The 25,936-nt window shown below is 62.9% G+C and carries 23 protein-coding genes and 1 riboswitch; of the genes, 15 read left to right on the top strand and 8 right to left on the bottom strand.

Annotated features, from left to right (window positions below; translation table 11 throughout):
• The first annotated feature begins 3 nt into the window (after positions 1–3).
• The 8 genes from AC07UR_RS12830 (at position 4) to AC07UR_RS12795 (ending at position 7,828) form a co-directional block, all read left to right on the top strand.
• Positions 4–1,056: a class II aldolase/adducin family protein gene (locus AC07UR_RS12830; protein ID WP_209790678.1), complete on the top strand. Its 1,053-nt coding sequence runs from the start codon at positions 4–6 to the stop codon at positions 1,054–1,056.
• On the top strand, positions 1,053–2,339 hold the full coding sequence (locus tag AC07UR_RS12825) for an FGGY-family carbohydrate kinase (RefSeq protein WP_209790679.1): 1,287 nt from the start codon (positions 1,053–1,055) through the stop codon (positions 2,337–2,339). Before AC07UR_RS12830 ends, AC07UR_RS12825 begins: the two co-directional genes overlap by 4 nt.
• Positions 2,336–3,175, top strand: a complete 840-nt coding sequence (locus AC07UR_RS12820; RefSeq protein ID WP_209790680.1) for a TIGR01459 family HAD-type hydrolase — start codon at positions 2,336–2,338, stop codon at positions 3,173–3,175. The genes AC07UR_RS12825 and AC07UR_RS12820 overlap by 4 nt, the downstream gene beginning before the upstream one ends.
• A gap of 14 nt (positions 3,176–3,189) precedes the next feature.
• Positions 3,190–4,128: a sugar phosphate isomerase/epimerase family protein gene (locus AC07UR_RS12815; protein WP_209790681.1), complete on the top strand. Its 939-nt coding sequence runs from the start codon at positions 3,190–3,192 to the stop codon at positions 4,126–4,128.
• 103 nt (positions 4,129–4,231) lie between these two features.
• Positions 4,232–5,017 (top strand): DeoR/GlpR family DNA-binding transcription regulator, encoded by a 786-nt coding sequence (locus tag AC07UR_RS12810; RefSeq protein ID WP_173421057.1) that lies wholly within the window; start codon positions 4,232–4,234, stop codon positions 5,015–5,017.
• Positions 5,014–5,781, top strand: coding sequence for a triose-phosphate isomerase (locus AC07UR_RS12805; protein WP_173420654.1), 768 nt, complete (start codon positions 5,014–5,016; stop codon positions 5,779–5,781). Before AC07UR_RS12810 ends, AC07UR_RS12805 begins: the two co-directional genes overlap by 4 nt.
• A 40-nt stretch (positions 5,782–5,821) precedes the next feature.
• A complete protein-coding gene (gene derI, locus AC07UR_RS12800; RefSeq protein WP_173420653.1) occupies positions 5,822–6,259 on the top strand; it encodes a D-erythrulose-4-phosphate isomerase in 438 nt (145 codons plus the stop codon).
• A gap of 291 nt (positions 6,260–6,550) precedes the next feature.
• The gene (locus tag AC07UR_RS12795) at positions 6,551–7,828 is read left to right on the top strand and encodes a low temperature requirement protein A (RefSeq protein WP_234941861.1); all 1,278 of its coding nucleotides are present in this window, start codon (positions 6,551–6,553) and stop codon (positions 7,826–7,828) included.
• Between the two features lie 416 nt (positions 7,829–8,244).
• Here AC07UR_RS12795 and AC07UR_RS12790 read toward each other — a convergent pair whose 3' ends face one another.
• The 6 genes from AC07UR_RS12790 to AC07UR_RS12765 form a co-directional block, all read right to left on the bottom strand.
• The gene (locus AC07UR_RS12790) at positions 8,245–8,718 is read right to left on the bottom strand and encodes a 6,7-dimethyl-8-ribityllumazine synthase (RefSeq protein ID WP_209790682.1); all 474 of its coding nucleotides are present in this window, start codon (positions 8,716–8,718) and stop codon (positions 8,245–8,247) included.
• 91 nt (positions 8,719–8,809) lie between these two features.
• Positions 8,810–9,064, bottom strand: a riboswitch (FMN riboswitch).
• 134 nt (positions 9,065–9,198) lie between these two features.
• Positions 9,199–10,260 (bottom strand): ABC transporter ATP-binding protein, encoded by a 1,062-nt coding sequence (locus tag AC07UR_RS12785; protein WP_173420650.1) that lies wholly within the window; start codon positions 10,258–10,260, stop codon positions 9,199–9,201.
• A 12-nt stretch (positions 10,261–10,272) separates the two neighbouring features.
• Complete coding sequence (locus tag AC07UR_RS12780) at positions 10,273–11,055, bottom strand: ABC transporter permease (protein WP_173420649.1); 783 nt, start codon at positions 11,053–11,055, stop codon at positions 10,273–10,275.
• A complete protein-coding gene (locus AC07UR_RS12775) occupies positions 11,052–11,933 on the bottom strand; it encodes an ABC transporter permease (protein ID WP_173420648.1) in 882 nt (293 codons plus the stop codon). The genes AC07UR_RS12780 and AC07UR_RS12775 overlap by 4 nt, the downstream gene beginning before the upstream one ends.
• Before the next feature lie 113 nt (positions 11,934–12,046).
• The gene (locus AC07UR_RS12770; protein ID WP_173420647.1) at positions 12,047–13,153 is read right to left on the bottom strand and encodes an ABC transporter substrate-binding protein; all 1,107 of its coding nucleotides are present in this window, start codon (positions 13,151–13,153) and stop codon (positions 12,047–12,049) included.
• Positions 13,154–13,340: 187 nt separating this feature from the next.
• Positions 13,341–14,219, bottom strand: a complete 879-nt coding sequence (locus AC07UR_RS12765) for a MurR/RpiR family transcriptional regulator (RefSeq protein WP_173420646.1) — start codon at positions 14,217–14,219, stop codon at positions 13,341–13,343.
• Positions 14,220–14,394: 175 nt separating this feature from the next.
• Here AC07UR_RS12765 and AC07UR_RS12760 point away from each other — a divergent pair, with 175 nt between their 5' ends.
• The 5 genes from AC07UR_RS12760 (at position 14,395) to AC07UR_RS12740 (ending at position 20,901) form a co-directional block, all read left to right on the top strand.
• Entirely contained in the window at positions 14,395–15,168 is a 774-nt protein-coding gene (locus tag AC07UR_RS12760) for an N-formylglutamate amidohydrolase (RefSeq protein WP_173421056.1), read from the top strand.
• 112 nt (positions 15,169–15,280) lie between these two features.
• Complete coding sequence (locus tag AC07UR_RS12755; protein WP_173420645.1) at positions 15,281–16,828, top strand: amino acid permease; 1,548 nt, start codon at positions 15,281–15,283, stop codon at positions 16,826–16,828.
• Between the two features lie 95 nt (positions 16,829–16,923).
• Positions 16,924–18,288: a glutamine synthetase family protein gene (locus tag AC07UR_RS12750; RefSeq protein WP_173420644.1), complete on the top strand. Its 1,365-nt coding sequence runs from the start codon at positions 16,924–16,926 to the stop codon at positions 18,286–18,288.
• 85 nt (positions 18,289–18,373) lie between these two features.
• Entirely contained in the window at positions 18,374–19,759 is a 1,386-nt protein-coding gene (locus AC07UR_RS12745; RefSeq protein WP_209790684.1) for an aldehyde dehydrogenase family protein, read from the top strand.
• On the top strand, positions 19,756–20,901 hold the full coding sequence (locus AC07UR_RS12740) for an iron-containing alcohol dehydrogenase (protein ID WP_209790685.1): 1,146 nt from the start codon (positions 19,756–19,758) through the stop codon (positions 20,899–20,901). The genes AC07UR_RS12745 and AC07UR_RS12740 overlap by 4 nt, the downstream gene beginning before the upstream one ends.
• Here the strand turns inward: AC07UR_RS12740 and AC07UR_RS12735 are convergent.
• On the bottom strand, positions 20,885–21,148 hold the full coding sequence (locus AC07UR_RS12735; protein ID WP_494700228.1) for a hypothetical protein: 264 nt from the start codon (positions 21,146–21,148) through the stop codon (positions 20,885–20,887). The two genes, AC07UR_RS12740 and AC07UR_RS12735, sit on opposite strands and share 17 nt — an antisense overlap.
• Between AC07UR_RS12735 and AC07UR_RS12730 the strand changes: the two genes are divergently transcribed.
• Complete coding sequence (locus AC07UR_RS12730) at positions 21,138–21,857, top strand: ParA family protein (protein WP_173420641.1); 720 nt, start codon at positions 21,138–21,140, stop codon at positions 21,855–21,857. The genes AC07UR_RS12735 and AC07UR_RS12730 overlap by 11 nt on opposite strands.
• 290 nt (positions 21,858–22,147) lie before the next feature.
• Positions 22,148–23,662, top strand: coding sequence for a globin-coupled sensor protein (locus tag AC07UR_RS12725; RefSeq protein ID WP_209790686.1), 1,515 nt, complete (start codon positions 22,148–22,150; stop codon positions 23,660–23,662).
• A gap of 740 nt (positions 23,663–24,402) precedes the next feature.
• Here the strand turns inward: AC07UR_RS12725 and AC07UR_RS12720 are convergent.
• On the bottom strand, positions 24,403–25,692 hold the full coding sequence (locus tag AC07UR_RS12720; protein ID WP_209790687.1) for an NAD(P)/FAD-dependent oxidoreductase: 1,290 nt from the start codon (positions 25,690–25,692) through the stop codon (positions 24,403–24,405).
• Between the last annotated feature and the right edge of the window lie 244 nt (positions 25,693–25,936).

The raw sequence follows: 25,936 nt of genomic DNA, 5'->3' as shown, positions 1-25,936 counted from the left end.
GGAATGCGCAGTCTGGAATTCGAGGCCTTGCTTGATATCTCGGCGCGTGTCGGCGCCGATCCACTACTGGTGCAGGGGGCGGGCGGCAACACGTCGATCAAGGAGGTCGGCACGCTCTGGATCAAGGCCTCAGGCCTCTGGCTCGCCCACGCCCGCCAGCGCGACGTCATGGTGCCGGTGGCGCTCGACCCTTTGCTGGAGGCATTGGACCGAAACGATCCCGCCTGCGAGAAGGCGCAGGACTTCGTCATGTCGGAGATGAACCCTTCGGGTCTGCGGCCCTCGATCGAGACCACAGTGCACGCGCTGATGCCGCAGAAGGTGGTGATCCACGTCCATTGTGTCGAGACCATCGCGACCGCGGTGCAGACGAACGGTGCTGCCATCGCCGCCGAGCGTCTCGCCGGCATCCCGCATGTCTTCGTGCCCTATGCCCGGCCGGGCCTGCCGCTTGCCCGGGCGATTGCCGAGCGAATGCAGGAGAAGACCTCAGTGCTCATCCTCGGCAATCACGGCCTGGCCGTTGCCGCCGAGACCGTCGCCGATGCGGCGATCCTTCTGACCGATGTCTCTCGGCGGCTGACCGTACAACGCCGGACGGCGCCCGCGGCGGACCTCGCGGTGTTGTCGCGCCTTGCCGTTGATAGTGGCTATTGCCTGCCCGACGATATCAGGCTGCATGCGGTCGCAACCGATCTGGAAAGCTGCCGGATTGCCGCCGGCGGCAGCCTCTATCCAGACCATGTCATCTTCCTCGGCAAGGGGGCCGTTATCGCCGCGCCCGGCGAGACAGCGGCTTCGATCGAGAAGGGCAGGACGGAGCGGGGCGAAAGCCTGCCGCCGCTTCTGCTCTTTCCCGGAAAGGGCGTGCTGGTCGAGAAGGGCATTTCCGCCGGTGCGCTCGCCATGGCCCGCTGCCTTGCCGACGTTACGGCCCGCATCCCGGCGAGCGGGCGGCTGCGCTACCTGAGCGCCGCCGAAAATGCGGAGCTGCTCGGTTGGGACGCGGAGAAATATCGCCAGAAACTCAACCGGGCAGGGCAGGCGCTGCAATGAGTGGAGAACACGACGCTCTCGTCGTCGGTATCGATATCGGCACCTCGGGTGCGCGCGCCGTCGCGATGGCATCCGATGGCGCGATTGCCGCGTCTGGCGCCGCCAGGCTTTCTGCCTTCTCGGACGATCACCGCGATCCTATCGGCTGGTGGAAGGCGGTGCAGGCGGCACTTGGCGACGTGCTCGTCGCGGTCGATCGCGGTGTGATCCGGGCGATCAGCATCGACGGCACCTCTGGAACGATGCTGCCGGTGACCGCCGACGGTGCGCCGCTCGCCCGCCCGATGATGTACAACGATGCGGTTGGCGATGCTGCAATCCTGCAGGCGATTGCCGCCCATGCGCCAAAGGAAAGTGCCGCTCATGGCGCGACATCAGGGCTTGCCAAGGCGCTGACATTCCAGTCGGTGCCGGGCGTCTTCCGCGTGATCCACCAGGCCGACTGGCTGGCCGGGCATTTTACCGGGCTTTACGATGTGTCCGACGAGAACAATGCCTTGAAGACAGGCTACGATCCGGTTGCGCGATGCTGGCCCGATTGGATCGAGAAGACCGGGGCGCGCACCGGATTTCTGCCGGAGGTGCTTGCGGCCGGCGAGCCTGTCGCGACGATCTCGCCTTCAGCCGCCGAGGCACTGGGCCTTTCGCGCGAGGTAGTCGTCGTTGCCGGCACCACCGACGGCTGCGCTTCGTTCCTGGCCACCGGTGCCGATCGTCCGGGCGATGGCGTGACCGCGCTTGGCACGACCTTGACGGTGAAGGTGCTTTCCGACCGGCCGCTGTTTGCGCCGGAATACGGGCTCTACAGCCATCGCATCGGCGACATGTGGCTGGCCGGCGGCGCATCCAACACCGGCGGCGTGGTTCTGGCGGCGCATTTCTCCGGCGAACAAATCGAGGCGCTCTCCGCCCGCATCGATCCGGCCAGCGATACCGGGCTCGACTACTATCCGTTGACCAAGCCGGGCGAGCGCTTTCCGATCGCCGATCCGCACTTGGCACCGCGCATGACACCGCGGCCTGAGGATGATGCCGTGTTTCTGCAGGCGATCTTCGAGGGCATCGCCGGTGTCGAAAGTCTCGCCTATGACAGGCTGACAGCACTTGGCGGGCCGAAGCTCAGCTCCATCCGCACCGTCGGTGGCGGTGCTAAAAATGGCGTGTGGTCGTCAATCCGCGCACGCAAGCTCGGCGTGCCGTTCCTGGCGGTGCGCTCCGAAGAAGCCGCGGCCGGCGCGGCGCGGCTGGCGCTCATGGGCGCAAGACAGGCAGGTATATTATGACAACCGACATCACCGGCCTTGCCGATATCGCCGATCGTTACGATGCGTTCCTGATCGATCAGTTCGGTGTGCTGCGCGACGGTCGCGGGCCTTATCCCGGCGCCGCCGAGACGCTGGTGCGGCTGAAGGATCAGGGCAAGCGCATCGTCATTCTCTCCAATTCCGGCAAGCGCTCGGCGGAAAACGATCGTCGCCTCGTCGACCTCGGCTTCGTCGCCGGCAGCTGGGACTGGTTTTTAACCTCGGGCGAGGTGGCCTGGCAGATCCTGAAGCGCGAAGGCAGGCAGGCAAGCGGGCTGCCCCGCAAATGCCTCCTGGTCAGCCGTGACGGCGACCTCTCGCCGCTGAAGGGGCTCGATCTTGAGCGCACTCACTGGGGTGAAGAGGCGCACTTTGTGCTGCTGGCGGCAAGCGAAGGCGATGTGCTGCCGCTGTCGCACTACGAGGCGCTGCTGGCGCCGGCGGCGCGACGCGGCGTGCCATGCCTCTGCACCAACCCCGACAAGGTCATGCTGACGAAGACCGGAACGGCATTCGGCGCCGGGCGGATCGCCGAGCTTTACGAGGACATTGGCGGCAAGGTGCGCTGGATCGGCAAACCCTTCTCCGACATCTACGATTTTGCCCTCGACTTTCTCGGCCGTCCCGATCCGTCGCGTGTCTGCGCCATCGGCGATAGCATCGAGCACGATATCGTTGGCGCGGCGAGTGCCGGGCTCGGCTCGGTGCTGGTGACCACGGGCATATTGGAACATGCCTCCGACGCGGAGCGGCAAGCGCTTTTTGCCGACCATGGCGCTACTCCCGATTTCATCCTCCCGAAGTTTCTCTGGTAGTCAGGAGTACGGCCTTGGCTTTCACGCTGTCGCTCAACACCAATCCGCTGGTCAACCGCTTTGCCGAGCCCGACGACCTGATCGAGACGATCGGCGAACAAATCCGCATCGGTTACGTGCAATTGACGCACGAGTTCGTCAATCCGGGCTGGCCGGCGGCGACGATCTCCAAGACCATACGCCAGTTCAGGGCGGCACTCGCCCGCACCGGCGTGAAGATCACCTCGGGCATGACCGGGCCCTATGGCAGGCTCAATCATTTCGGCCACCCGGATCCGGATGTGCGGCGTTACTACGTCGACTGGTTCAAGACCTTCGCTGATATCTCCGCCGAGCTCGGCGCTTCCGGCATGGGCACGCAGTTCGCGATCTTCACGCTCCGGGATTACGACGACCCGGCGCGGCGCGAGGAGCTGATGAAGATCGCCATCGACTGCTGGCGCGAGGTGGCGGAGCACGGCAAGGCGGCCGGTCTTTCCTATGTCTTCTGGGAACCGATGTCGGTCGGCCGCGAGTTCGGCCACACGATCGCCGAGTGCCGTGCGCTCGACCGGCGGCTGGCAGAGGCCGGCCTGCCGATCCCGATGAAGATGATGGTCGATATCGACCACGGCGACGTCACCTCCGACGATCCCGATGATATCGACCCCTATGCCTGGGCTGGCGCCTTTCCTGAGCGCTCGCCGATCATCCACATCAAGCAGTCGTCGATGAACAAGGGCGGGCACTGGCCGTTCACCGCCGCCTACAACAAGGACGGACGCATCACGCCGGAAAAGCTGATCGACGCGGTCAAGGCCGGCGGCGGCACCGATAACGAGATCTGCCTGGAGCTTTCCTTCCGCGAGCGTGAGCCAACGGATCACAATGTCGTCGATATGATCCGGGAATCCGTGGAGTTCTGGGAGCCCTACATCGACACGGGCTTCAATCGGTCATCAAAATCACATTAAAAAATCACAAAATCTCACCATCGATATTGAAATATAACATTACGATGTTATCTTCCCGGGAGTGATGGCGTACTCCTACGCCATCGGATCGAGGCGGATGGCGATGAAGCCGGAAGACAGGCGACAGGCGATCATGGATGTTCTGATGGAGGCCGGCACGGCGTCCGTCGAGGATCTTTCGCTCCGTTTCGGCGTCAGCAAGATGACTGTGCATCGCGACCTCGACGACCTTGAACAGGCCGGCCTGTTGCGCAAGGTGCATGGTGGCGCCTCGATCCAGTCGAGCCCGCAGTTCGAAAGCGATTTCCGCTACCGTGAGAAGATTGCCGCCGCCGAGAAGAACCGGATCGCCGAATATGCGGCTGGTCTGATCGAGCCGGGGCAGAGCATCCTCATCGACGACAGTTCGACCGCTGGCGCGATTGCTGCCTGCATCCGGGACATCAGGCCGCTCACCGTCATCACCAACAATCTCGGCGTCATCTCAGGCCTCTCCGGCGCGCCGGGTATCAACGTGATCGCGCTCGGCGGCCAGTACAGCAAGAAGTTCAATGGCTTCTTTGGCATTGTGACGGAAGAGGCGCTGCGCTCGCTGCGCGTCGACATCGCCTTCCTCTCCAGCTCCGCCGTCGCTGGCACGGCAGCCTTCCACCAGGACCAGGAGGTCGTGCAGGCGAAGCGCCTGATGGTGAAATCGGCGGCGCGCAAGTATCTGCTTGTTGATCACGACAAGTTCGGGCGATCCGCCCTGCATTTCCTGACCGGGCTCGACGCCTTCGACGCGGTGCTGACAGGCGCCGAAGTGGCGGATGAGCATGCCGACGCGCTGAGCGAAGCCGGCGTACGCCTGGTCAAGGTCGACACACAAAAAGTATCGGAGAAAACATGACCAAGCCGCAGCTCTGGGTGGGCACAAGCTGGAAGATGAACAAGACGCTGGCCGAGGCCATGGTCTTTGCCGACGGACTGGCGGCAGCGGACGCAGCGCGCGACGATCGCATCCAGCGTTTCGTCATTCCGCCCTTTACCGCCGTTCGTCAGGTCAAGGACCGGCTGGCTCAAACCAGCGTCAAGGTCGGCGCACAGAACATGCATTGGGATGATGCCGGCGCCTGGACCGGCGAGGTGTCGCCGGTGATGCTGAGGGACTGCAATCTCGACGTGGTCGAGCTCGGCCACAGCGAACGGCGCGAGCATTTCGGCGAGACCGACCGGACCGTTGGCCTGAAGACGGCGGCAGCCGTGCGCCACGGCCTCGTGCCGCTGATCTGCATCGGCGAGACGCTTGCCGAGCGCGAGGCGGGCGAGGCGGATGCCGTGTTGAAGCGGCAGGTGGAAGGGGCGCTGGCGCTTCTTGACGGCGACGCCCGCAAGGCGACGATCCTGCTTGCCTACGAGCCGGTCTGGGCGATCGGCGTCAACGGCATCCCGGCAACATCCGATTATGCCGACCAGCGCCACAAGCGCATCGCCGATGTGGCTGAAGCCGCACTCGGCGTGCGCGTGCCCGTGCTCTACGGCGGCAGCGTCAATCCCGGCAATTGCGAGGAACTGATCGCTGAGAAGCATATCGACGGCCTGTTCATCGGCCGCTCGGCCTGGGACGTCAACGGCTATCTCGACATTCTCAAGCGTGTCTCCGGGGCGATCTGAGCCCCTTGCACGCCAACCAAAACGACGGAAAGGAACCATCATGAAGATTGCAATCGGAGCAGACAGCGCCGGCAAGCCCTTGCTCGACGTCATCGCCGCGCACCTGAAGAGCAAAGCTGGCCTCGAGGTCAGCGACCTCAGCCAGTCCGGCTTCTACGCCGACCTGTCGCAGAAGCTGGCGCAGACCATCGTCGACGGCGAGAACGAGCGCGGCATCCTGTTTTGCGGCACCGGCATCGGCGTCTGCATCTCGGCTAACAAGGTGCCGGGCATCCGCGCCGCGCTGACCCACGACACCTATTCCGCCGAGCGGGCTGCTAAGTCGAACAACGCGCAGATCATCACCATGGGCGCACGCGTCATCGGGCCGGAACTGGCCAAATCGATCGTCGATGCCTGGCTCGCCTCCGAGTTCGACCCGAACGGCCCGTCGGCCGGCAATGTCGACGCGATCGATCGTCTCGACGCGGCGAAGTAATTCAACCGGGCAAGAGAGCGTTTCCGGCCTGAACCGGGCCACGGAGACGCTCTCTCGCATCGTTTTACGCAATTCCTGGCGGCGAACGGCTTCGCATGTGTCCTGGAAATGCGGTGATACCGCCATGCACGTTGATCCTCCCTCGCGCATTGCGGCGAGACGCCCGGCAGAGATGCCGGGCGTTTTCATGTTCAGCCAAAACCGGGTGATCTGGCACTGCCCGCTTGACGAAGCTTCTGAAAATATTTGAATATTCTTGCGTATCATCCCGTCTGCGAGGAATGCCGATCCATGTCCGACGCTACCACGACGCCACCCCGTGCCACAGCCCACCGCCTGGCACGCATGAGCGGCCGCGACACGCACGAACACCACCGCACGGCAACGACGCTCGAGCTTCTGTTCGACCTGACCTTCGTCATCGCCTTCAGCCTTGCCGCATCGCAACTTGCGCATCTGATGGCCGAAGGACATTTCAGGGCAGGGCTGATCGGCTTTACGCTCGCGATCTTCGCCATCTGCTGGGCCTGGATCAATTTCACCTGGTTCGCGTCAGCCTATGACACTGACGACTGGGTGTTTCGCTGCGTCACCATGGTGCAGATGGTCGGCGTGCTGATCCTGGCAATCGGCCTTCCTGCCATGTTCCACTCGATCGACGTGGGTGGGCATCTCGACAATGGCGTGATGGTGCTCGGCTATGTCGTCATGCGCGTGGCGATGATCTTCCAGTGGCTGCGCGCCACCCGGCAGGATCCGCAGCGGCGCGGTGCCTGCATGACCTATGTGATCGCCATCGGCATCGCCCAGCTCGGCTGGATCGTGCTGATCTTCTTCGATTTCTCGCTCACCGTGTCCATTGCCATGGTGGTGGTACTGACGGCGATCGAGATGCTTGGGCCCTATATCGCCGAGACGCGGTATGGTGGCACGCCCTGGCATGCGCACCATATCGCCGAGCGCTACGGCCTCCTGGCGATCATCGCGCTTGGCGAAGGTGTGGTCGGCACGGTCGCCTCGATCACCGCCGTTGTCGACGGGGAGGGCTGGAACCTCGACGTGGCGCTCGTATGCCTCGCCGGCACCGGCCTCACCTTCGGCATGTGGTGGATCTATTTCCTGCTGCCGAGTGCGGAGGTGCTACATGCGCACCGCAAGCGGTCCTTCGTCTGGGGCTATGGCCACATGTTCATCTTCGCCGCGATCGTTGCGACCGGCGCCGGCCTGCATGTCGCTGCCTACTACATCGAGCACAAGGCACATATCGGCTCGCTGGCAACGGTGCTGACTGTGGTCATCCCGGTCGGCGCGTACATCGGCCTCGTCTACGGCATGTATGCTTATCTGCTGCGGCAGGCGGAGCCGCTGCATGCGTGGCTGCTCGCCGGAACGGTGCTTGTGCTGGCAGCGTCGATCGCAGCGGCGATGGCAGGCGTCGACATGGCGGTCTGCCTGATTGTCGTGATGTTCGCGCCGTTCGTGACAGTCGTCGGCTTCGAGGCGGCGGGCCATCGTCACCGCATGGCGGCGTTGGAACGTTGCCTCGCCGAGGCCGAGCCGGCGCAGTGAGCCGCTGGAATTACTGAGTCGAAACAGCGGTTTGAGGGCCGTTGCTGGCGGGTCGATTCAGGTGGTTCAGAGGTTGATTCAAGAATGGGGTCGGGGCCTTCACTTGGATTTGTTCTTCACCCGTTTTGCGCAAAGCTGCCCCTCACCCTAGCCCTCTCCCCGCAGGCGGGGAGAGGGGACGGTCGCGTGCGCTTTCACTCGCCGTAAGCCCTGCGGTGCTATTTCGTCCGACAGCCTCGCCATCCGTTTTGCGGGTACCGACGACCGCAGCGTAGGGTGGTAAAGGCTGTGGCCATCGGATGACGGTGCTTGGACGCGAGAGCGCGCCACGCACGTCCTTCTCCCCGCCAGGCGGGGAGAAGGTGGCCGGCAGGCCGGATGAGGGGCTGCCGGTTACGATACGGTGTGGCGTCAGATCAGGCGTTGACCAGCGCCAGCTTGGCGCGGGCGTCGAGGATCTGGGCGCAGGCATTCGCGGCTTCTTCTCCCTTGGTGACGAAGTGTTCGCGGAAGAAGGCGATCAGCGGCGCGCTTTCCTGGAAATTGTGCGGGGTCAGCACGGCGGAAAGCACCGGCACGTCGGTGTCGAGCTGAACGCGCATCATGCCGTCGAGCACGGTGCCGGCGACGAAGTCATGCCGGTAGATGCCGCCATCGACGACGAAGGCGGTGCCGAGGATCGCGGCGTAGCGGCCGGTCTTGGCGAGCTTCTGGGCGTGCAGCGGGATTTCGAGTGCGCCCGGCACGTCGAAGATCTCGACATCGGCAGCCGAGCCGCCGAGCTTCGTCCATTGCGCGACGAAGGCGTCGACGCAGCGGTCGACGATGTCGGCGTGCCAACGGGCACGAACGATCGCAATCTTGGCGGTGGGGTGGGAAAGAATAGTCATGGTCTCAAGCCTTCCAGGGTTTGGCGTTTCCAATTTTCCCGTCGGGCGAACATGCATGCGCGCAAAACCCCGGCGTGGGGTTCACGATCCTGCTTGCTCTCTTCCATCCGGACTCTAACCGTCGGCTCCGGAATCTGACCGGATCTGCTGACCCCTGGAACCACTGCCGGCTCCAAGGCGCTCGCGGGCTTCGATCGCTGCATGTATCCTCAAATCTCACCGATTTAAGGACAAAACATGCAGCACGTTCAAGTTCTACAGCGACCTTTGCGCGTCTGTTAAGACGCGCGGCGCTGTAGCGATCGCTACCGCCGGTGGGGACTTTCACCCCGCCCTGAGAACAGGGCCGACTATATAGATCGGCCACGCGTGGTCAAACGCGTGGCGCGACGAAAATCCTGGAAATTACGACAGATTTTTCCAAGGCCGGCCGCCGCCGGGCGAAATGATTCCAGCGACGGTTGACCTTTCAACGCTCGGCTACTCGCGGATGACCAGCAGATCCTTGGCGGCGAAACGCAGCGTGACGTTGTCGCCGAAGGTCGGCGGCGTCAGGCCGGGGTCGTTGAACATGTCGAAAGAGATGACATCGCCGCCGATCCGCAGCTTGGTGCGGATGACCGAGCCGAGGAAGCTGGTCGAAACCACTTCACCGGTCAGTGCCGTATCACCCTTGGCGCTGTCGGCGATCGAGCCTGCCTCCGGGCGCAGCGCCAGCGAAATCGGGTCGCCACCCTTCATGCCGGCAATCTGCTCCTTCAGCGAGACCTGCTGGTTGCCAATGGCGACGGCGCCCGTGGCCGGGTCTGCGACCTTGGCCTCGATGATGTTGAGCGTGCCGACGAAGGAGGCGACGAAGCGGGTGGCAGGTGTGTTGTAGATCTCGAACGGCGTCCCGATCTGGTCAGCACGGCCGCCATTCATCACGACGATGCGATCCGAGATCGACAACGCCTCTTCCTGGTCATGGGTGACGAAGACGGTGGTGATGCCGAGTTGCTGCTGGATCTGGCGGATCTCCTCGCGCAGCGACACGCGGATCTTGGCGTCGAGCGCCGACAGCGGCTCGTCGAGCAAAAGCACCTGCGGCTTGACGGCGAGCGCGCGGGCGAGTGCCACGCGCTGCTGCTGGCCGCCGGACAGCTGGTAGGGGAAACGGTCGGCCAGGTGCTCGAGCTTGATCAGGCTCAGCATCTGCTTGACGCGCGTGTCGGTCTCCGCCTTCGGCGCACCGGCGACCTTCAGGCCGAAGGCTACGTTGTCGTGCACGTTCATGTTCGGAAACAGAGCGTAGGCCTGGAACACCATGCCGATATTGCGCTGGTTCGGTTTCAGCGTGCCCTGGTCCTTGCCGTTGATGACGATGGATCCGCTGGAGGGCGTCTCGAAACCGGCGATCATGCGCAAGACGGTGGTCTTGCCGCAGCCCGAGGGCCCAAGGAACGAGACGAACTCGCCTTTCTCGATCGCCATGTCGAAGCCATGCACGACTTGCACGGGGCCGAAGGATTTCTGGATGTTGGTCAGTGTCAGGAAACTCATATGAACCGATCCTCAGGCCTTGGGAGGCGCGCTTTTTTGGAAGCGCGAGACGAGCTGGATGAGGCCGAGGCAGCCCCAGGTGATGCCGAACGCGATGACGGCGAGGGCGGCTGGCTCATAGGCGCGGTTGGCGCCCAGAAGCTGCATATACGGACCGAAGGCCGGCCTGTTCAAAAGCGCTGCCATGGTGAATTCGCCGATGACGATGGCAAACGTCAGGAAGGCGCCGGAGAGCACCGCGACCAGGACATTCGGCAGAATGATCCGGCCGAGAATGGTCGCCCATCCTGCCCCGAGGCTTTGAGCGGCCTCTGTCAGAGTGGCGATGTCGATCGTGCGAAGCCCGGTGTCTACGGCCCTGTACATGTAGGGAAGGGCGAGGATGGCATAGCCGAACATCAGAAGCACATTGGTGCCCGCGATCGATCCGGTCAGCGGCAGCCAGCTCGAGGTGTTGTAGAGGCGGATGTAGCCGAAGACGATGACGATCGCCGGGATGACGAGCGGCAGCAGCGTGATGAACTCGATGTAGGGCCGCAACCGCGGCAGCTTCAGGCGAACCCAGTAGGCCGTCGGCACCACGAGCAGCACGCCGAAGGCGATGGTGAACAGCGCCTGCATGATGGAATAGGTGAAGGTCTCCTGGAAGCGCGGATCGCTGAAGACCTTGCCATAGGCGTCGAAGGAATACTCGCCGCGACGCATCTTCAGCGAGAAGTTCGTCATGCCGATGAGCGGCAGGGTGAAATAGAGGAGGCCGAAAATGAGGGCCCCCCAGGCCCATATCTTCTTCATTTCAGCCACCTCTCGCTGCGGGCGCGAAGCCAGATGTAGATCGCGTTGGCGATGCCCGTGACGACGATCATGCCGAAGGCGAGTGCGTAGCCGAGGTGCGGATTGCCGAGAACGTCGCCGCGGATCTGGGCGAAGAGCAGGATGGGGACGATCGAGAGCGACGAGCCGGTGAGCGCGATCGCCGTCGCGACGGCTCCGAAGGCGTTGGCGAAGAGGAGCGCGAGGGTGCCGAGAAGTGAAGGCAGCAGGATCGGGAAGGCGACCATGCGCCAGTACTGCAGGCCGGTGGCACCGAGAATTTCGGCAGCCTCGCGCCACTCGCGCTTCAATCCGTCGAGAGCCGGGGTGATGATGAGGATCATCAGCGGAATCTGGAAGAACAGATAGGTGACGGTCAGCCCCCAGAACGACAGGAGGTTGAAGCCGAGCAGCCTGAGGTCGAGACCGAAGTTCGAGCGCAGGAACACGGTAAGGATGCCGACGGGGCCGAGCGTTGCGAGAAACGCGAAGGCGAGCGGGACGCCGGCGAAGTTCGAAGCGACGCCGGAAAAGGTCAAAAGCGGTCCGCGGATCCATTTCGGCAGACTGCCGAAGACGACGGCAGACGCAATCGCAAAGCCGATCAGGCAGCCGAGAAGCGCCGAGGCGATGCTGATCTTGATGGAGATCCAGTAGGCCGACAGGATCGACGGCGTGAACAGGCCGATGATGTTGTCGAAGGTGAAGCTGCCATCAGGCGTCTGGAAGGCGCCGACCACGATCTTCATCGTTGGCAGAATCAGAAAAAGGAACACGAACGCTGCAAAGGGCAGGACGCCGAGCCAGTGAAGCGGAAGACGGCGCGCAGGTGGCCTGGCGCCGGTGTGAGCAGATGACATTCCGTTCGCCCCGAGAAGCCGCGTTACGGACGCGGTCGTTCATTGAATTGCTTATCGATATCGCATCTGCCCCGGCCGGAAAACCGGCCGGGGCAGCATGATTGTGGAAACGCTTACTGAACGTTGGCGCCGACCACGGAATCCCAGGCGCCGGTGACCGCTGCCTTGTTGGCATCGACTTCTTCGAGCGTCGGGAAGTAGGCCTTTTCGTAGGCAGCTGCCGGCGGCAGGGCGTCGATCAGTTCCTGCGGAACCTTGCCGGCCTTGACCATGGCGTTGAAGCGGGTCGGGTGGCAGAAGCCCTTCAGCCAGCCGAGCTGACCTTCGTCGGAGTAGAGGTGTTCCATCCACAGCTTGGCGGCGTTCGGGTGCGGCGCATAGGCCGAGATGCCCTGAACGTAGACGCCGGCGAGAACGCCGCTTGCAGGAACGACGACTTCGGTCGGCGGGTTGCCGTTAAGCGTCTTCGCCCAGCCGAGAGCGTTGTAGTCCCAGGCAACGACGATCGGGGTCGAGCCCTGGGCGAGCGTGCCGGACTTGCCGATAACCGGAACGAAGTTGCCGGCCTTGTTGAGCTCGGCAAAGTAGGCGAGACCGGCTTCACCGGCTTCCTTGCCCGACTTGGCGCCCTTGGCGAGGCCAGCAGCGAGAACGCCGAGGATCGCCTGGTTCGAGGCGCGCGGGTCGCCGGCGAGTGCCACCTGGCCGGCATATTCCGGCTTCAAGAGGTCGGCCCAGTCCTTCGGCGCGTTGGCGACGAGGTCCTTGTTCACCAGGAAGGACATGACGCCGTAGTAGTCGCCGTACCAGTAGCCTTCGGCATCCTTGACGCTGTCAGGAATTTCGTCCCAGGTCGACACCTTGTAGGGCTGCAGCAGGCCTTCGGCCTTCATCTGCGGACCGAAAGCGAGGCCGACGTCGACAACGTCAGGCGCCTGCGGGCCCTTGTTGTCCTTGTTGGCCTTGACGGCCTCGACTTCGTCGGCAGAGCCGGCGTCGGGGTTCAGTTCGTTGACCTGGATTTCCGGATACTTGGCCTTGAAGGCGGCGATGACGTCGCCATAGCCGCACCAGTCGTGGGGCAGGGCAACGGTGGTCAGCATGCCTTCCTTCTTGGCAGCTTCGATGAGCTCTGCGCTCGGCTCGGCAGCGGCAATGGCCGTCGTTGCCAATAGAATGGCGGTGGAAAGCGAGAGCAGGCGTTGAGTCGTTGAAATCACTGGCGTTCTCCTTATGGGTTTTCAGTCAATTTCGGCGATGCTGTTAAAGAGATGCTATGAAACTTGTGTGACAGCGATCTGTCTGTTCGCGCCGCCCATGTCGTTGGAAGAACAAATCTTTTTCCGACACGGCGCCTTCACTGAGACACATGTGCATAAAACTTCGTGAACGTTCCGGCTGTCCCTCCTAAACCGGTTTGCGAAAGATGCGGGTCGAATCGAACAGCCCCTCGAGCGTCTTCATCCGGTCGCGTGTCGCGTCCCAGTTGGAGCTCTGCACGGCTTCGATCAACGCTTCGACCAGAAACAGGATGACGACCGAACTGTCCCAGGCGGATGGCACCTCGATCTGCGAGCGGAAAACCTTGGAGGCGGATTTGGCGACCGGTGAACTCCAGCGATCGGTAAAGAGCACGATCTCGACGCCGCGGTCGCGGGCGGATTTCGCGAGTGTCTCCATCTCCTGCTCGTAGCGGCGGATGTCGAAGAGAATCAGCACGTCGCCATGGCGCATGTCGAGCACGTAATGCGGCCAGGCGCTGGCATTGGAGGCGATTTCGGTGACGCCAGGGCGGATGACCTGCAGGTGGGTAAAGAGATAATCGGCAACGGCGCGGGTGATGCGGCCGCCCAGCAGATAGACGTTGCGCTTGCGGTCGGCGACAAGGGCTACCGCTTCGTCGAATTCCTGCGGTTCGATCTGCGACAGCGTCTCGCGCATGTTGTTCATGGCGGCGTCGGCAAAGCGGTTGAGCGTGTGGGTACCCGGCGCGCTTGCAGCCCAGCGGTCATGCTTGGTGATCGGGTTGGAAATCGTCGCTTCCAGCTCCTGGTGCAGCCGCGACTGAAAATCGGGAAAGCCTTTGAAACCAAGCTTTTGCACCATGCGGGCGACTGTTGGTGTCGACACGCCGGCGTTCTCGGCGACCGTGGTGATCGAACCGAGTCCCGAGACCGGATAATTGTCGAGAAGTGTCTCCGCCAACTGCCTTTCCGCGCGGGTCAGCGCGGTGAAGTGGGCATTGATCACATCCGACACCGTCGTGGATGTCGCCTTGCTGGTCAAATCGGTTCCCCTGAACTGGTCTAATGCCAGTTTGTGACAGATTAAACATCGCTGTCACAATTGGAGTCAATCGCAATTTTGAAGAGATCGTTTCAGATTTCGATTGACACTGGCTAATCTCTGAACAAATCTTTTCATTAATGAACGTCTAACGGGGCAAGAGGGGATGCCGGTGTTGACGCGACTTTTGACCGATACAGATGGCGATCCGGTTGCGATCGAGAATGCGGCCGGCAGAGGCGAAATCGTTCTCGTTTGCGAACATGCATCGCGCCGGGTGCCCGAGCGGCTGGGTTCGCTCGGCCTTTCGCAGCAGGCGCTCGAAAGCCACATCGCCTGGGATCCCGGCGCGCTCGCCGTTGCCGAGCTCCTGTCGCGCAAGCTCGATGCGGCGCTGATTTACCAGCGCTTCTCGCGCCTTGCCTATGATTGCAACCGTCCGCCGGAGGCCGACGGCGCCATGCCTGCCGTCAGCGAAGTTTTCGAGGTTCCCGGCAACCGCGATTTGGCAGAGGACGAGCGGCAGGCGCGTGTCGACGAGATCTACCTGCCGTTTCACGACGCCGTCAGCCGGTTCGTCACCGAGCGCAAGGCGAAGGGCAAGCCGCCCGTGGTTGTCACCATGCACTCGTTCACGCCCGTCTATTTCGGCAAGCCGCGTTCAGTCGAGGTCGGCATATTGCATGACGCCGACAGCCGGCTCGCCGACCAGATGCTGACCTTCGCCACCAAGGGCAAGGTTGCCTACGACATCCGCCGCAACGAGCCCTACGGGCCGGCCGATGGTGTCACGCATAGCCTGATCGAATACGGCGTCCACAACGGATTGCCGAATGTGATGATCGAGATCCGCAACGATCTCATTCGAAACGAGATCGGCCAGAGGGTCATGGCCGATTATCTGGAAGGGTTGCTCAGCCAAGGCGTGGCGGCACTTTCAGCACAATAAAAGACCCTGGGGAGCGGCTTTGCCGCGGTCCTGTTCCGGCTTGCCGGGGCAGGTAGTGATGGGATCCTGCCGCAATGGGGCGGCCGGGTCTGAAGAAATCAGGGGAAGAAAAATGTCAGACTACAGTGATCTCGACAAAAAGCAGGATATGCAGGTCCTGCATTCGATGGGCTATGCCCAGGAGCTCGAGCGGCGAATGAGCCGGTTCTCGAACTTCGCGGTCTCGTTCTCGATCATCTGCATTCTCTCCGGCGGCATCAATTCGCTGGCCCAGGCAACGTCGGGTGCGGGTGGGGCCGCCATCGGCATCGGCTGGCCGCTCGGCTGCTTCATCTCGCTCGTCTTTGCCGTTGCCATGGCGCAGATCAGCTCGGCCTATCCGACCGCCGGCGGCCTCTATCACTGGGGCTCGATCCTCGGCAACCGCTTCACCGGCTGGCTGACCGCCTGGTTCAACCTGCTCGGTCTCGTTACTGTGCTGGGCGCCATCAATGTCGGCACCTACTACTTCTTCATGGGCTCGTTCGGCACACCGTATTTCGGCCTTGAGGATACGACGCTGACGCGGATCATCTTCCTGGCGGTCATCACCGGCGCCCAGGCTCTGGTCAACCACATGGGTATCGGGCTTACGGCCAAGCTCACCGATTTCTCGGGCTACCTGATCTTCGCAACGTCGATCCTGCTCGCTGTCGTGTGCCTTGCCGTTGCCGACAGCTACGACATCGCCCGCCTCTTCACCTTCTCCAACTATTCCGGTGAAGCCGGCGGCAATGTCTGGCCGGCAACCTCGGGCTCGTGGGTCTTCCTGCTCGGTCTCTTGCTGCCAATCTATACGATCACCGGCTACGATGCGTCGGCGCATACCTCGGAAGAAACCGTGAAAGCTGCCGAATCCGTGCCGCGCGGCATGGTCTCGTCGGTGCTGTGGTCGGCGCTGTTCGGCTACATCATGCTGTGCTCTTTCGTGCTGATGATCCCGAACATGGACGAAGCCGCCAAGCAGGGCTGGAACGTGTTCTTCTGGGCCATGGACGCACAGGTCCACCCTGTGATGAAGGACGTGCTCTACCTCGCCATCCTCGTCAGCCAGTGGCTGTGCGGCCTGGCAACCGTGACCTCGGTCTCGCGCATGATCTTCGCCTTCTCGCGTGACGGCGGTCTGCCGGCCTCCAAGGCGCTCGCCAAGGTCAGCCCGACCTACCGCACGCCGGTGGCAGCAATCTGGACCGGCTCGATCCTCGCCGTGCTCTTTGTCTGGGGTTCGTCACTGGTCGCGATCGGCGAGACGCCCGTCTACACCATCGTCGTGTCGTGCACGGTCATCTTCCTGTTCTTCTCCTTCGCGATCCCGATCACGCTCGGCCTCTTCGCCTGGGGCACGTCGAAGTGGGACAAGATGGGCCCGTGGGACTTGGGCGAGGGTATGTTCAAGATCTTTGCGGTGCTCTCGATCATCGCCATGGCGCTGATCTTCGTTCTCGGCATCCAGCCGCCGAACGACTGGGCGCTCTACATCACCGTCGGCTTCCTGGTCCTGACCGCGATCATCTGGTTCGGTTTCGAAAAGCGCCGCTTCCGCGGCCCGCCGATCGGCGACGAAGTCGCACGCCGCCAGGCGGAAATCGCTGCTGCCGAAAAGGCGGTCGGCCAGATCTAAGCAACAATAAAATGGGCGGAAGCGCATCTGCAGCTTCCGCCTTTCTTTTTGCGGCCACGGGAACGGCCGCTTGCCGAAACATGGGATGAATTTTGATGAGCTATTCGTTCGAGCAATTGAAAGAGGATGTTGCCGCGGGCCGCATCGATACGGTTCTCGCCTGCCAGGTCGACATGCAGGGCCGGCTGATGGGCAAGCGCTTCCACGCGCAATATTTCGTCGACAGCGCCTGGCAGGAAACGCATAGCTGCAACTACCTGCTGGCAACCGACATGGAGATGGAAACGGTCTCCGGTTACAAGGCGACGAGCTGGGAGAAGGGCTACGGCGACTATACGATGAAGCCGGACCTTTCGACGCTGCGCCGTATTCCGTGGCTCGAGGGCACCGCGCTTGTGCTCTGCGACATGCTCGACCACCACACACACGCCGAAGTGCCGCACTCGCCGCGCGCCATCCTGAAGAAGCAGATCGCCCGGCTGGAGGCCATGGGCCTCAAGGCCTTCATGGCGAGCGAGCTCGAATTCTTCCTGTTCGACCAGACCTATGACGATGCGCGCCAGTCCGGCTACCGCGACCTGCAGCTCGTCAGCGGCTACAACGAGGACTACCACATCTTCCAGACCACCAAGGAAGAAGACGTGATGCGGGCGATCCGCAACGGCCTGCAGGGCGCCGACATTCCGGTCGAGAATTCCAAGGGCGAGGCGTCTGCCGGCCAGGAAGAAATCAATGTGCGCTACGCCGACGCTCTGACGATGGCCGACCGGCATGCGATCATCAAGAACGGCTGCAAGGAAATCGCCTGGTCGCGCGGCAAGGCGATCACCTTCCTTGCCAAGTGGAACTATCAGGCCGCGGGCTCGTCGTCGCACATCCACCAGTCGCTGTGGAGCGCCGACGGCAAGACGCCGAAATTCTTCGACAAGGACGGCAAATACGGCATGTCGGAGCAGATGCGCCAGTATGTCGCCGGACTCTTGAGCCACGCCAGCGAGATCACCTATTTCCTCGCGCCCTACATCAACTCCTACAAGCGCTTCATGGCCGGTACGTTTGCGCCGACGAAAGCGGTGTGGAGCAAGGACAACCGTACGGCCGGCTATCGCCTATGCGGCGAGGACACCAAGGGGATCCGCATCGAGTGCCGCGTTGGCGGCTCTGACCTCAACCCCTATCTTGCTTTCGCCGCTTTGCTCGCCGCCGGCATTTCCGGTATCGAAGGCAAGATGGAACTGGAAGCGCCCTTTGTCGGCGATGCCTATGGTGGCAAGAACGTGCGCGAGATCCCGCGTACCTTGCGGGCCGCGACAGAAGCGCTGACCGGCTCCAAGATGCTGCGTGCCGCCTTCGGCGACGAGGTCATCGACCACTATGTCCGCGCGGCCGAGTGGGAGCAGGAAGAATACGATCGCCGCGTCACCGATTGGGAAGTGGCACGCGGTTTCGAGCGGGCCTGACAGGGCCGGAATTTCAAGTTTCAGTGGCCGGCCCGCTACCGGGGCCGGCCACGCCGTCATTCGAAATGGAAGCAGGAAGACGATCATGAGCATGATCAAGTGTATTTCTCCGGTGAACGGGGAAGTTTATGCCGAACGCCCGGCGCTGCCGCTGGAGCTTGCCAGGCAGGCCGTCGCCCACGCCCGCCAGGCGCAAAAGGCCTGGGCCCGCCGTCCGCTGGACGAGCGCGTCAACCTGGTGCTGGCCGGCGTCGCCCGTCTCAACGAGATGGTCGACGAGGTCGTGCCGGAGCTTGCCTGGCAGATGGGCCGGCCGGTGCGCTACGGCGGCGAGTTCAAGGGCTTCAACGAGCGCTCGAACTACGTCGCCTCGATTGCCGCCGATGCGCTGCAGCAGATCCTCGTCGAGGACAGCGACCGCTTCGGCCGCCGTATCGAACGCGAGCCGCATGGTGTGGTCTTCGTCATCGCGCCGTGGAACTATCCTTACATGACCGCGATCAACACGGTCGCGCCGGCGCTGATGGCCGGCAACACCGTCATCATCAAGCATGCCAGCCAGACGATCCTCGTCGGTGAGCGCATGGTGCGCGCCTTCGTCGAGGCCGGCGTTCCGGCCGATGTGTTCCAGAACGTCTTCCTCGACCACGAGACGACGGCAGCACTGATTGCGGCGAAAAGCTTCGACTTCATCAACTTCACCGGTTCGGTCGAAGGCGGCCGGTCGATCGAGCGCGCGGCTGCCGGCACATTCACCGGCCTTGGCCTGGAACTCGGCGGCAAGGATCCGGGCTACGTCATGGAAGACGCTGATCTCGATGCGGCGGTCGACACCTTGATGGATGGCGCCACCTTCAATTCCGGCCAGTGCTGCTGCGGCATCGAGCGCATCTATGTGCATGAATCGCTCTATGACGCTTTCGTCGAGAAGTCGGTCGCCTGGGTGTCGAACTACAAGCTCGGCAATCCACTCGATCCGGAAACGACGCTGGGGCCGATGGCGCACAAGCGCTTTGCCGCAACCGTTCGCGAGCAGATCGCCGACGCGATCTCGAAGGGCGCCAAGGCGCTGGTCGACCCGAAGCTGTTCCCGCAGGACGATGGCGGCGCCTATCTCGCGCCGCAGGTGCTGGTCGACGTCGATCACTCCATGGCCTTCATGCGCGAAGAAACCTTCGGCCCGGCCGTCGGCATCATGAAAGTGAAGAGCGACAGCCAGGCGATCGAGCTGATGAACGATTGCCAGTACGGGCTGACGGTGTCGCTGTGGACCAAGGATGCGGACCGCGCCTCGCGCATCGGCCGCGACCTTGAAACCGGCACCGTGTTCATGAACCGCGCCGACTATCTCGATCCGGCGCTTTGCTGGACCGGCGTCAAGGAAACCGGCCGCGGCGGCTCGCTTTCGGTCATCGGCTTCCAGAACCTTACCCGTCCGAAATCCTACCATCTGAAGAAAGTCACAGCATGACGATCACCGCGAACTGGAGCTATCCGACCGCCATCAGGTTTGGCGCCGGCCGGATCAAGGAGCTTGCCGACCATTGCAAGGCGGCCGGCATGAAGAAGCCGCTCTTGATCACCGACCGTGGCCTGGCGCCGATGGCGATCACGCAGAATGCGCTCGATATCCTCGAGGCCAACGGCCTTGGCCGGGCGATCTTCGCCGATGTCGATCCGAACCCGAATGACATCAACCTGGCCGCCGGCGTCAAGGCGTTCAAGGACGGCGGCCATGACGGCGTCGTTGCCTTCGGCGGCGGCTCCGGCCTCGACCTCGGCAAATGCGTGGCCTTCATGGCCGGGCAGACGCGGCCCGTCTGGGACTTCGAGGATGTCGGCGACTGGTGGACGCGTGCGAGCGTCGAGGGTATTGCGCCGATCGTCGCCGTGCCGACGACGGCCGGCACCGGCTCCGAGGTCGGACGCGCCAGCGTCATCACCAATTCCGCAAGCCATGTGAAGAAGGTGATCTTCCATCCGAAGTTCCTGCCTGCCGTTACCATCTGCGACCCGGAACTGACGGTCGGGATGCCGAAGGTCATCACCGCCGGCACCGGCATGGACGCCTTTGCCCATTGCCTGGAAGCCTATTCCTCGCCGTTCTTCCATCCGATGTCGGCGGGTATCGCGCTCGAAGGCATGCGGCTGGTCAAGGAATACCTGCCGCGCGCCTACAAGGACGGCACCGATATCGAAGCCCGCGCCAACTTGATGAGTGCGGCCGCCATGGGCGCCGTCGCCTTCCAGAAGGGGCTCGGTGCCATCCACTCGCTCTCGCATCCGGTCGGCGCGATCTACAACACCCATCATGGCATGACCAATGCCGTGGTGATGCCGCCGGTGCTGCGCTTCAACCGCTCGGCGATCGAGGACAAGATCGTGCGCGCGGCCGCCTATCTCGGCATCTCCGGCGGCTTCGACGGCTTCTACGACTATGTCTTGAAGCTGCGCGAAGAACTCGGCGTTCCCGACAAGCTCGCAGCACTTGGTGTCGGCACCGACCGCATCGACGAGATGTCGGAAATGGCGATCGTCGATCCGACCGCCGGCGGCAACCCGGTCGAGCTGACGCTCGAAGCGGCCAAGAAGCTGTTCAGGGAATGTATCTGAGGCGGGGCGCATTGCCCAAAAGCCTCTGAGCGTTAATTTTCTTGAAGCCCGGGAAACCACCAGTTTTCCGGGCTTTTTTGCGTCCTGCCTGCGGATTGGGCAGGATGGTGTTAATCTTCGCCAGCGAAAATTTCCAATTCGTTAACCATGTTCTGAAAGGTTCTATTAAGCGGCACTGCTCGCTCGACGCTTCGGTCGGGCAGGGCGCGGGAACACAGGATAGAATGAGGAATAAGATGGCGGTCATCACTTTCGCCAATGCAAAGGGCGGCGCGGGCAAGACGACGGCGGCGCTGATCCTGTCGACGGAACTGGCAAGGCAGGGACACCGCGTTGTGGTTCTTGACGCCGATCCGCAGCGTTGGATCACCAGTTGGGCGGAAGTCTCCGGCCAGATCGCCAATCTCTCGGTCATCTCCCACATCACCCCGGCATCGCTGGAATGTCATATCCGGGAAATGAAGGACGAGGCCGATTACATCATCATCGACCTCGCCGGCGCCAAGGACCAGATCGTCGCGCTGGCGCTGGCCCTTTCCGACCAGGTGCTGATCCCGGTTCAGGGCTGTGCCATGGACGCGCGCGGTGCCGTGCAGATCCTCGAACTTATCCGCCAGATCGAGGAGAGGGCCCGGGTTCGCATCAACCATTCGGTCGTGCTCACCCGCGTCAATTCGCTGGTGACGACGCGGGCGCTGCAGACCATCAAGACGCTGCTTGCCTCGCGCGGTGTCTCGGTGCTCGACACGCCGATCGTCGAACGTGTTGCCTATCGCGAAATCTTCGACTGCGGCGGAACGTTGCAGTCGATGGACGAGGCCCGCGTCAGCAACCTCGACAAGGCGCGCGAAAATGCATTGGCGCTTGCTAAGGAAGTGCAGGCCCTGACGCCGATCAAGGCGCGGCGCTCCTGGGCTTCGCGTGCGCCATCTTGGGCTTCGCGGCGCGCCGCCTGATCAGGGGCTCAGGCCCCGACGCCACATGCTTTGAAGAATTTGAACAACCGGAATTGATGTTCGTCAATTCCGGTTGAAGTGCGTGGCGGTTACTCGAAATGGCTGTTTCCCGTAAGGCTTCCTTTACCATGGGCTTATACGAGTGCTGATGGAAAGTGACTGCAGCTCATGGCTTTTGCCGGGATGCAGATAGCCGCCATGATTGCGGCAAGGATTGTGGATCTGACCTTACTCGCCCGGTCTCCCGTCCAGCTTCCATGATCCAGCAAGAGCATGCAGGGAAGTCGCGCATGAAAACGGAACACGTCGCTGCCGGCAAGGAAGACATTGCCGGTCGTCTCAATTTCATGGCGCTTGATGATGCCGCCAAGGCGAGCCTGAAGGCCCTGAAGCCGATCCTGGAAAAGGAGATGGCGCCGGCGCTCGACAAATTCTACGCCCGGGTCAAGAAGACGCCGGAGACCAACCGCTTCTTCTCGTCGGATGCGCATATCAACCGCGCCAAGGGGGCGCAGGTCGGCCATTGGGCGAACATCGCCGACGGCAATTTCAACGACGAATACGGTGCGAAGGTCCGCACCATCGGCCAGGTGCATGCCCGCATCGGGCTTGAGCCGCGCTGGTACATCGGCGGCTACGCGCTGATCGCCGAGCACCTCATCACCGAAATCGTCAAGGCGCATTGGCCGAAAGGCGGCCTGTTCTCCAGCCAGAAGACCTCGGCCGAAGACATGAGCGCGATGCTGTCGAGCCTCGTCAAGGGCATGTTCCTCGACATGGACCTGTCGATCTCGGTCTATATGGACGCCTCCGACGTCACCAAGCAGCGTGCCGTGCAGGAAGAGGTGCTAGCGACCGAACGCAAGCTCGTCAGCCAGACCTTCGGTGTCGCGCTGAAGAAGATCTCCGACGGCGACCTGACGGCACGTATCGCCGCTGACCTTCCCGTGGCTTACGAAGAGCTGGGCGAAAACTTCAACCATGCGATCAGCGAGCTTGCCCGCGCGATCGGCGGCATCGAGGCCGGCGCCAGCCAGATCCACCTGAGCGCCAAGGAGATCGCGGCGGCTGCCGACGACCTAGCCAAGCGCACCGAGCGCCAGGCGGCAAACCTTGAAGAAACCGCGGCTGCCGTCGAGCAGGTAACGCGCACGGTCAAGCAGACCGCCGAGGGCGCCGACCAGGCAAATTCGACGGTCATTGCCGCTCGCGCCAACGCCGAGCAGAGCGGCGAGATCGTCACCCATGCGATCGAGGTGATGCAGGAAATCCAGACGTCGTCGGCAAGCATTGCCCGCATCGTCGACGTCATCGACGAGATCGCCTTCCAGACCAACCTTCTGGCACTCAACGCCGGCATCGAGGCGGCGCGTGCCGGCGAGGCGGGCAGGGGCTTTGCCGTTGTCGCCTCCGAAGTGCGAGCGCTTGCCCAGCGCTGCGCCGATGCGGCCAAGGACATCCAGGGCCTGATCGCCAAGTCGCGCGGTCAGGTTGACGATGGCGTCAACTCGGTCAACCAGGTTGCCCAATCGCTGCAGCAGATCGTCTCGCAGGTGGTGGAAGTCAGCTCGGTCTTCGGCAACATCCGCGCCAGCACCGCCGAGCAGGCGCAGGGCCTGCAAGCGGTCAACACGGCGATCGGCCAGATGGACCAGATCACCCAGCAGAACGCCGCCATGGTCGAAGAGGCCAATGCCGCAAGCCAGGCGCTGACGGTGGAATCCGAACAGATCGCGCTGAAGCTGAAGGCGTTCCAGACGTCCACCCAGGTTCACGCCGCATCTGGCTATCGCCGCGCGGCCTGAACCGGACAGCAAAGTATGAAGCATTGACGCCTCGAACCATCCCGGTCCGGGGCGTTTTTTGTGGCGTCTTGTTGTCTGCGCAGTTGGACTGTCGGTGAAGCGCACGGTCTGTTCCGACTTCACCCACGCGTTGTCGGCATGATTTGGTCTCGCACTTGCTACGTCGGGCTTGGCCATTGGCACGGGGCCGTGAGGCCCAAGCTTTCAAAGTGTCATCCTCGGACTTGACCCGAGGATCCAGCTCTGTGGTCCTCGACAGATCTGCGAGCTCGGCGCGGGGCCTGTGGATCCTCGGGTCAAGCCCGAGGATGACGGGGAGAGTGGGGTGCCACCTGCACAAACGTGTGCCGACGCGGAGCGTGGTTCAGACGGGTTTTCTCCACCGCTCGGTACTTTCTCGGAAGAGTGGCCTCTGGTCCGGTCACGGCGGTGTTCGCCGGCTCAACAAGGCAACTTCGGGCTTGACCTGTCCGGGGCTTCCTCGGCTCTGGCCTTGCATGCGGCATTCTCGGGCTTGACCCAACTCTGCGTCATCCTCGGGCTTGACCCGAGGATCAAGCTCCTCGGTTCATCAAGAACAGATGATTGTTCGCGTGGCGCGACATGGACCCTCGGGGCAGGCTCGAGGATAACGGGGAGAGCGGGTACCACCAGCGGCTCGATGCGTGCCTGCATGGAGCATGTTCAGCAGATCAGCTCTCTATCTCGGCGACGCGGTCGTGCCGACCTACTGAGATCGTTCAAAACCGGTGGTCGACCAGGTGCTTGGCCTGCGCGCCGGCATGGTAGAAGGCGGACTTGACGCTGCGCCAGCTGTCGGGGGTAACGGGCGTTTCGGCAAGGGGGATTGCCGAGGTCTGGCCGGTGACGTGGTTGGCGAGCGCCTTGCCGAAGACGGTGCCCGGCGCGATGCCGCGGCCGTTGTAGCCGCTGACGGAAAAGACGTTTGGCGCCAGCGTGTGCATGGCCGGCAGGTTGTTGGTCGTCATGCCGATGCGGCCGTCCCACCAGTATTCGAAGCGGAAATCGCCGATATAGGGGAAGAGCTTGCGCACGGAGCGGGCGGCAAAGGCGCGGTGCGTTCCTTGAGCCATCGCATCGAGCCGGCCGATCGAGCCGAAGATCAGGCGGTTCTGCTGGTCCATGCGGAACGAGGTCATGACGAGGCCGGTATCCCAGGTGCCCTGGCGCTCCGGCAGGACGCGGTTGGCAACCTTTTCCGGCAGCGGATTGGTGGCGAACTGGAAGTAGGGCAGGATCGTCAACTCCTGCGTGTGCTGCTGCCAGGGCGTCTCGGCGAACATGCCGCCATAGGCATTGGTGGCGAGGATCACCTGCTTGGCCTTGACGGTATTGTCACCCGCCTTCAGCACCCAGGTCTCGCCCTGGCGCTCGGCGCCCCTAAGCGGCGTGTCGGTGTAGATCTCGGCGCCGGCGGCAAGCGCTGCGCGGGCAAGGCCGCGGGCATAGGCAAGCGGCTGGATCGTGCCGGCGCGGCGGTCGAGGAGCGCGCCGGAGAAGCCTTTGGCACCGGAGAGCGTTGCCGCCCGCTCGGCCGAGAGAACCTCGACCGGCGCGCCGCGCTTTTTCCACTGGGCTTCGCGGTCGCTGATATCCTTCAGGCCCTCGGCGCCGACGGCCATGTGCAGGGTGCCGTTGCGAACGGCTTCGCAGGCGATGCCGTGCTTCTCGACGAGGGCATAGACCATGGCAGGGCCGTCGCCGAGTTCGCCGAGCAGGCGGTTGCCGGCGTCGGCACCGAGCGTCGCGATCAGGTCGTCGGGCTTCACCCACATGCCGGCATTGACAAGGCCGACATTGCGGCCGGAGCCGCCGAAGCCGATCATCTTCGCCTCGATGACGGTCGCCTTCACGCCTTTTTCGGCAAGGTGAAGGGCTGCCGAAAGACCGGTGAAGCCGCCGCCGATGATGGCGACGTCCGTTGTCAGGTCGCGGCCAAGCGGCCGGGTGTCCGGCGCTGCAGGCGCCGTCGCATGCCAGAGGTTGGGCAGGGTGCGCTCGGTCGCCATAGCGGACATTCCTTCGGTAAGGTCTGAAATTTAGAGGTGGCTAAGTGATAGGACCAATGCCTTCAAATTTCTCATGACAATGTTTCATGAGGTCATGATGGCTTCTATCAGGTCGTGACGACCGGGCGCCTTGCAGCATGGTGCAGGGTGCCCCTGCAAAAAAATGACCGCAGCCGGTTCGTGGGCGGCCGCGGTCTGGGTCGTGTCGGTGGAGTAGTCGGGTGTAAATGTCTTTGCCGGGACG

Source organism: Ensifer sp. GW821-FHT05G01 (genome assembly GCF_059419585.1).
Note: the sequence above shows the minus strand (reverse complement) of the source record. Positions and strands in the feature narration are given on the sequence as shown.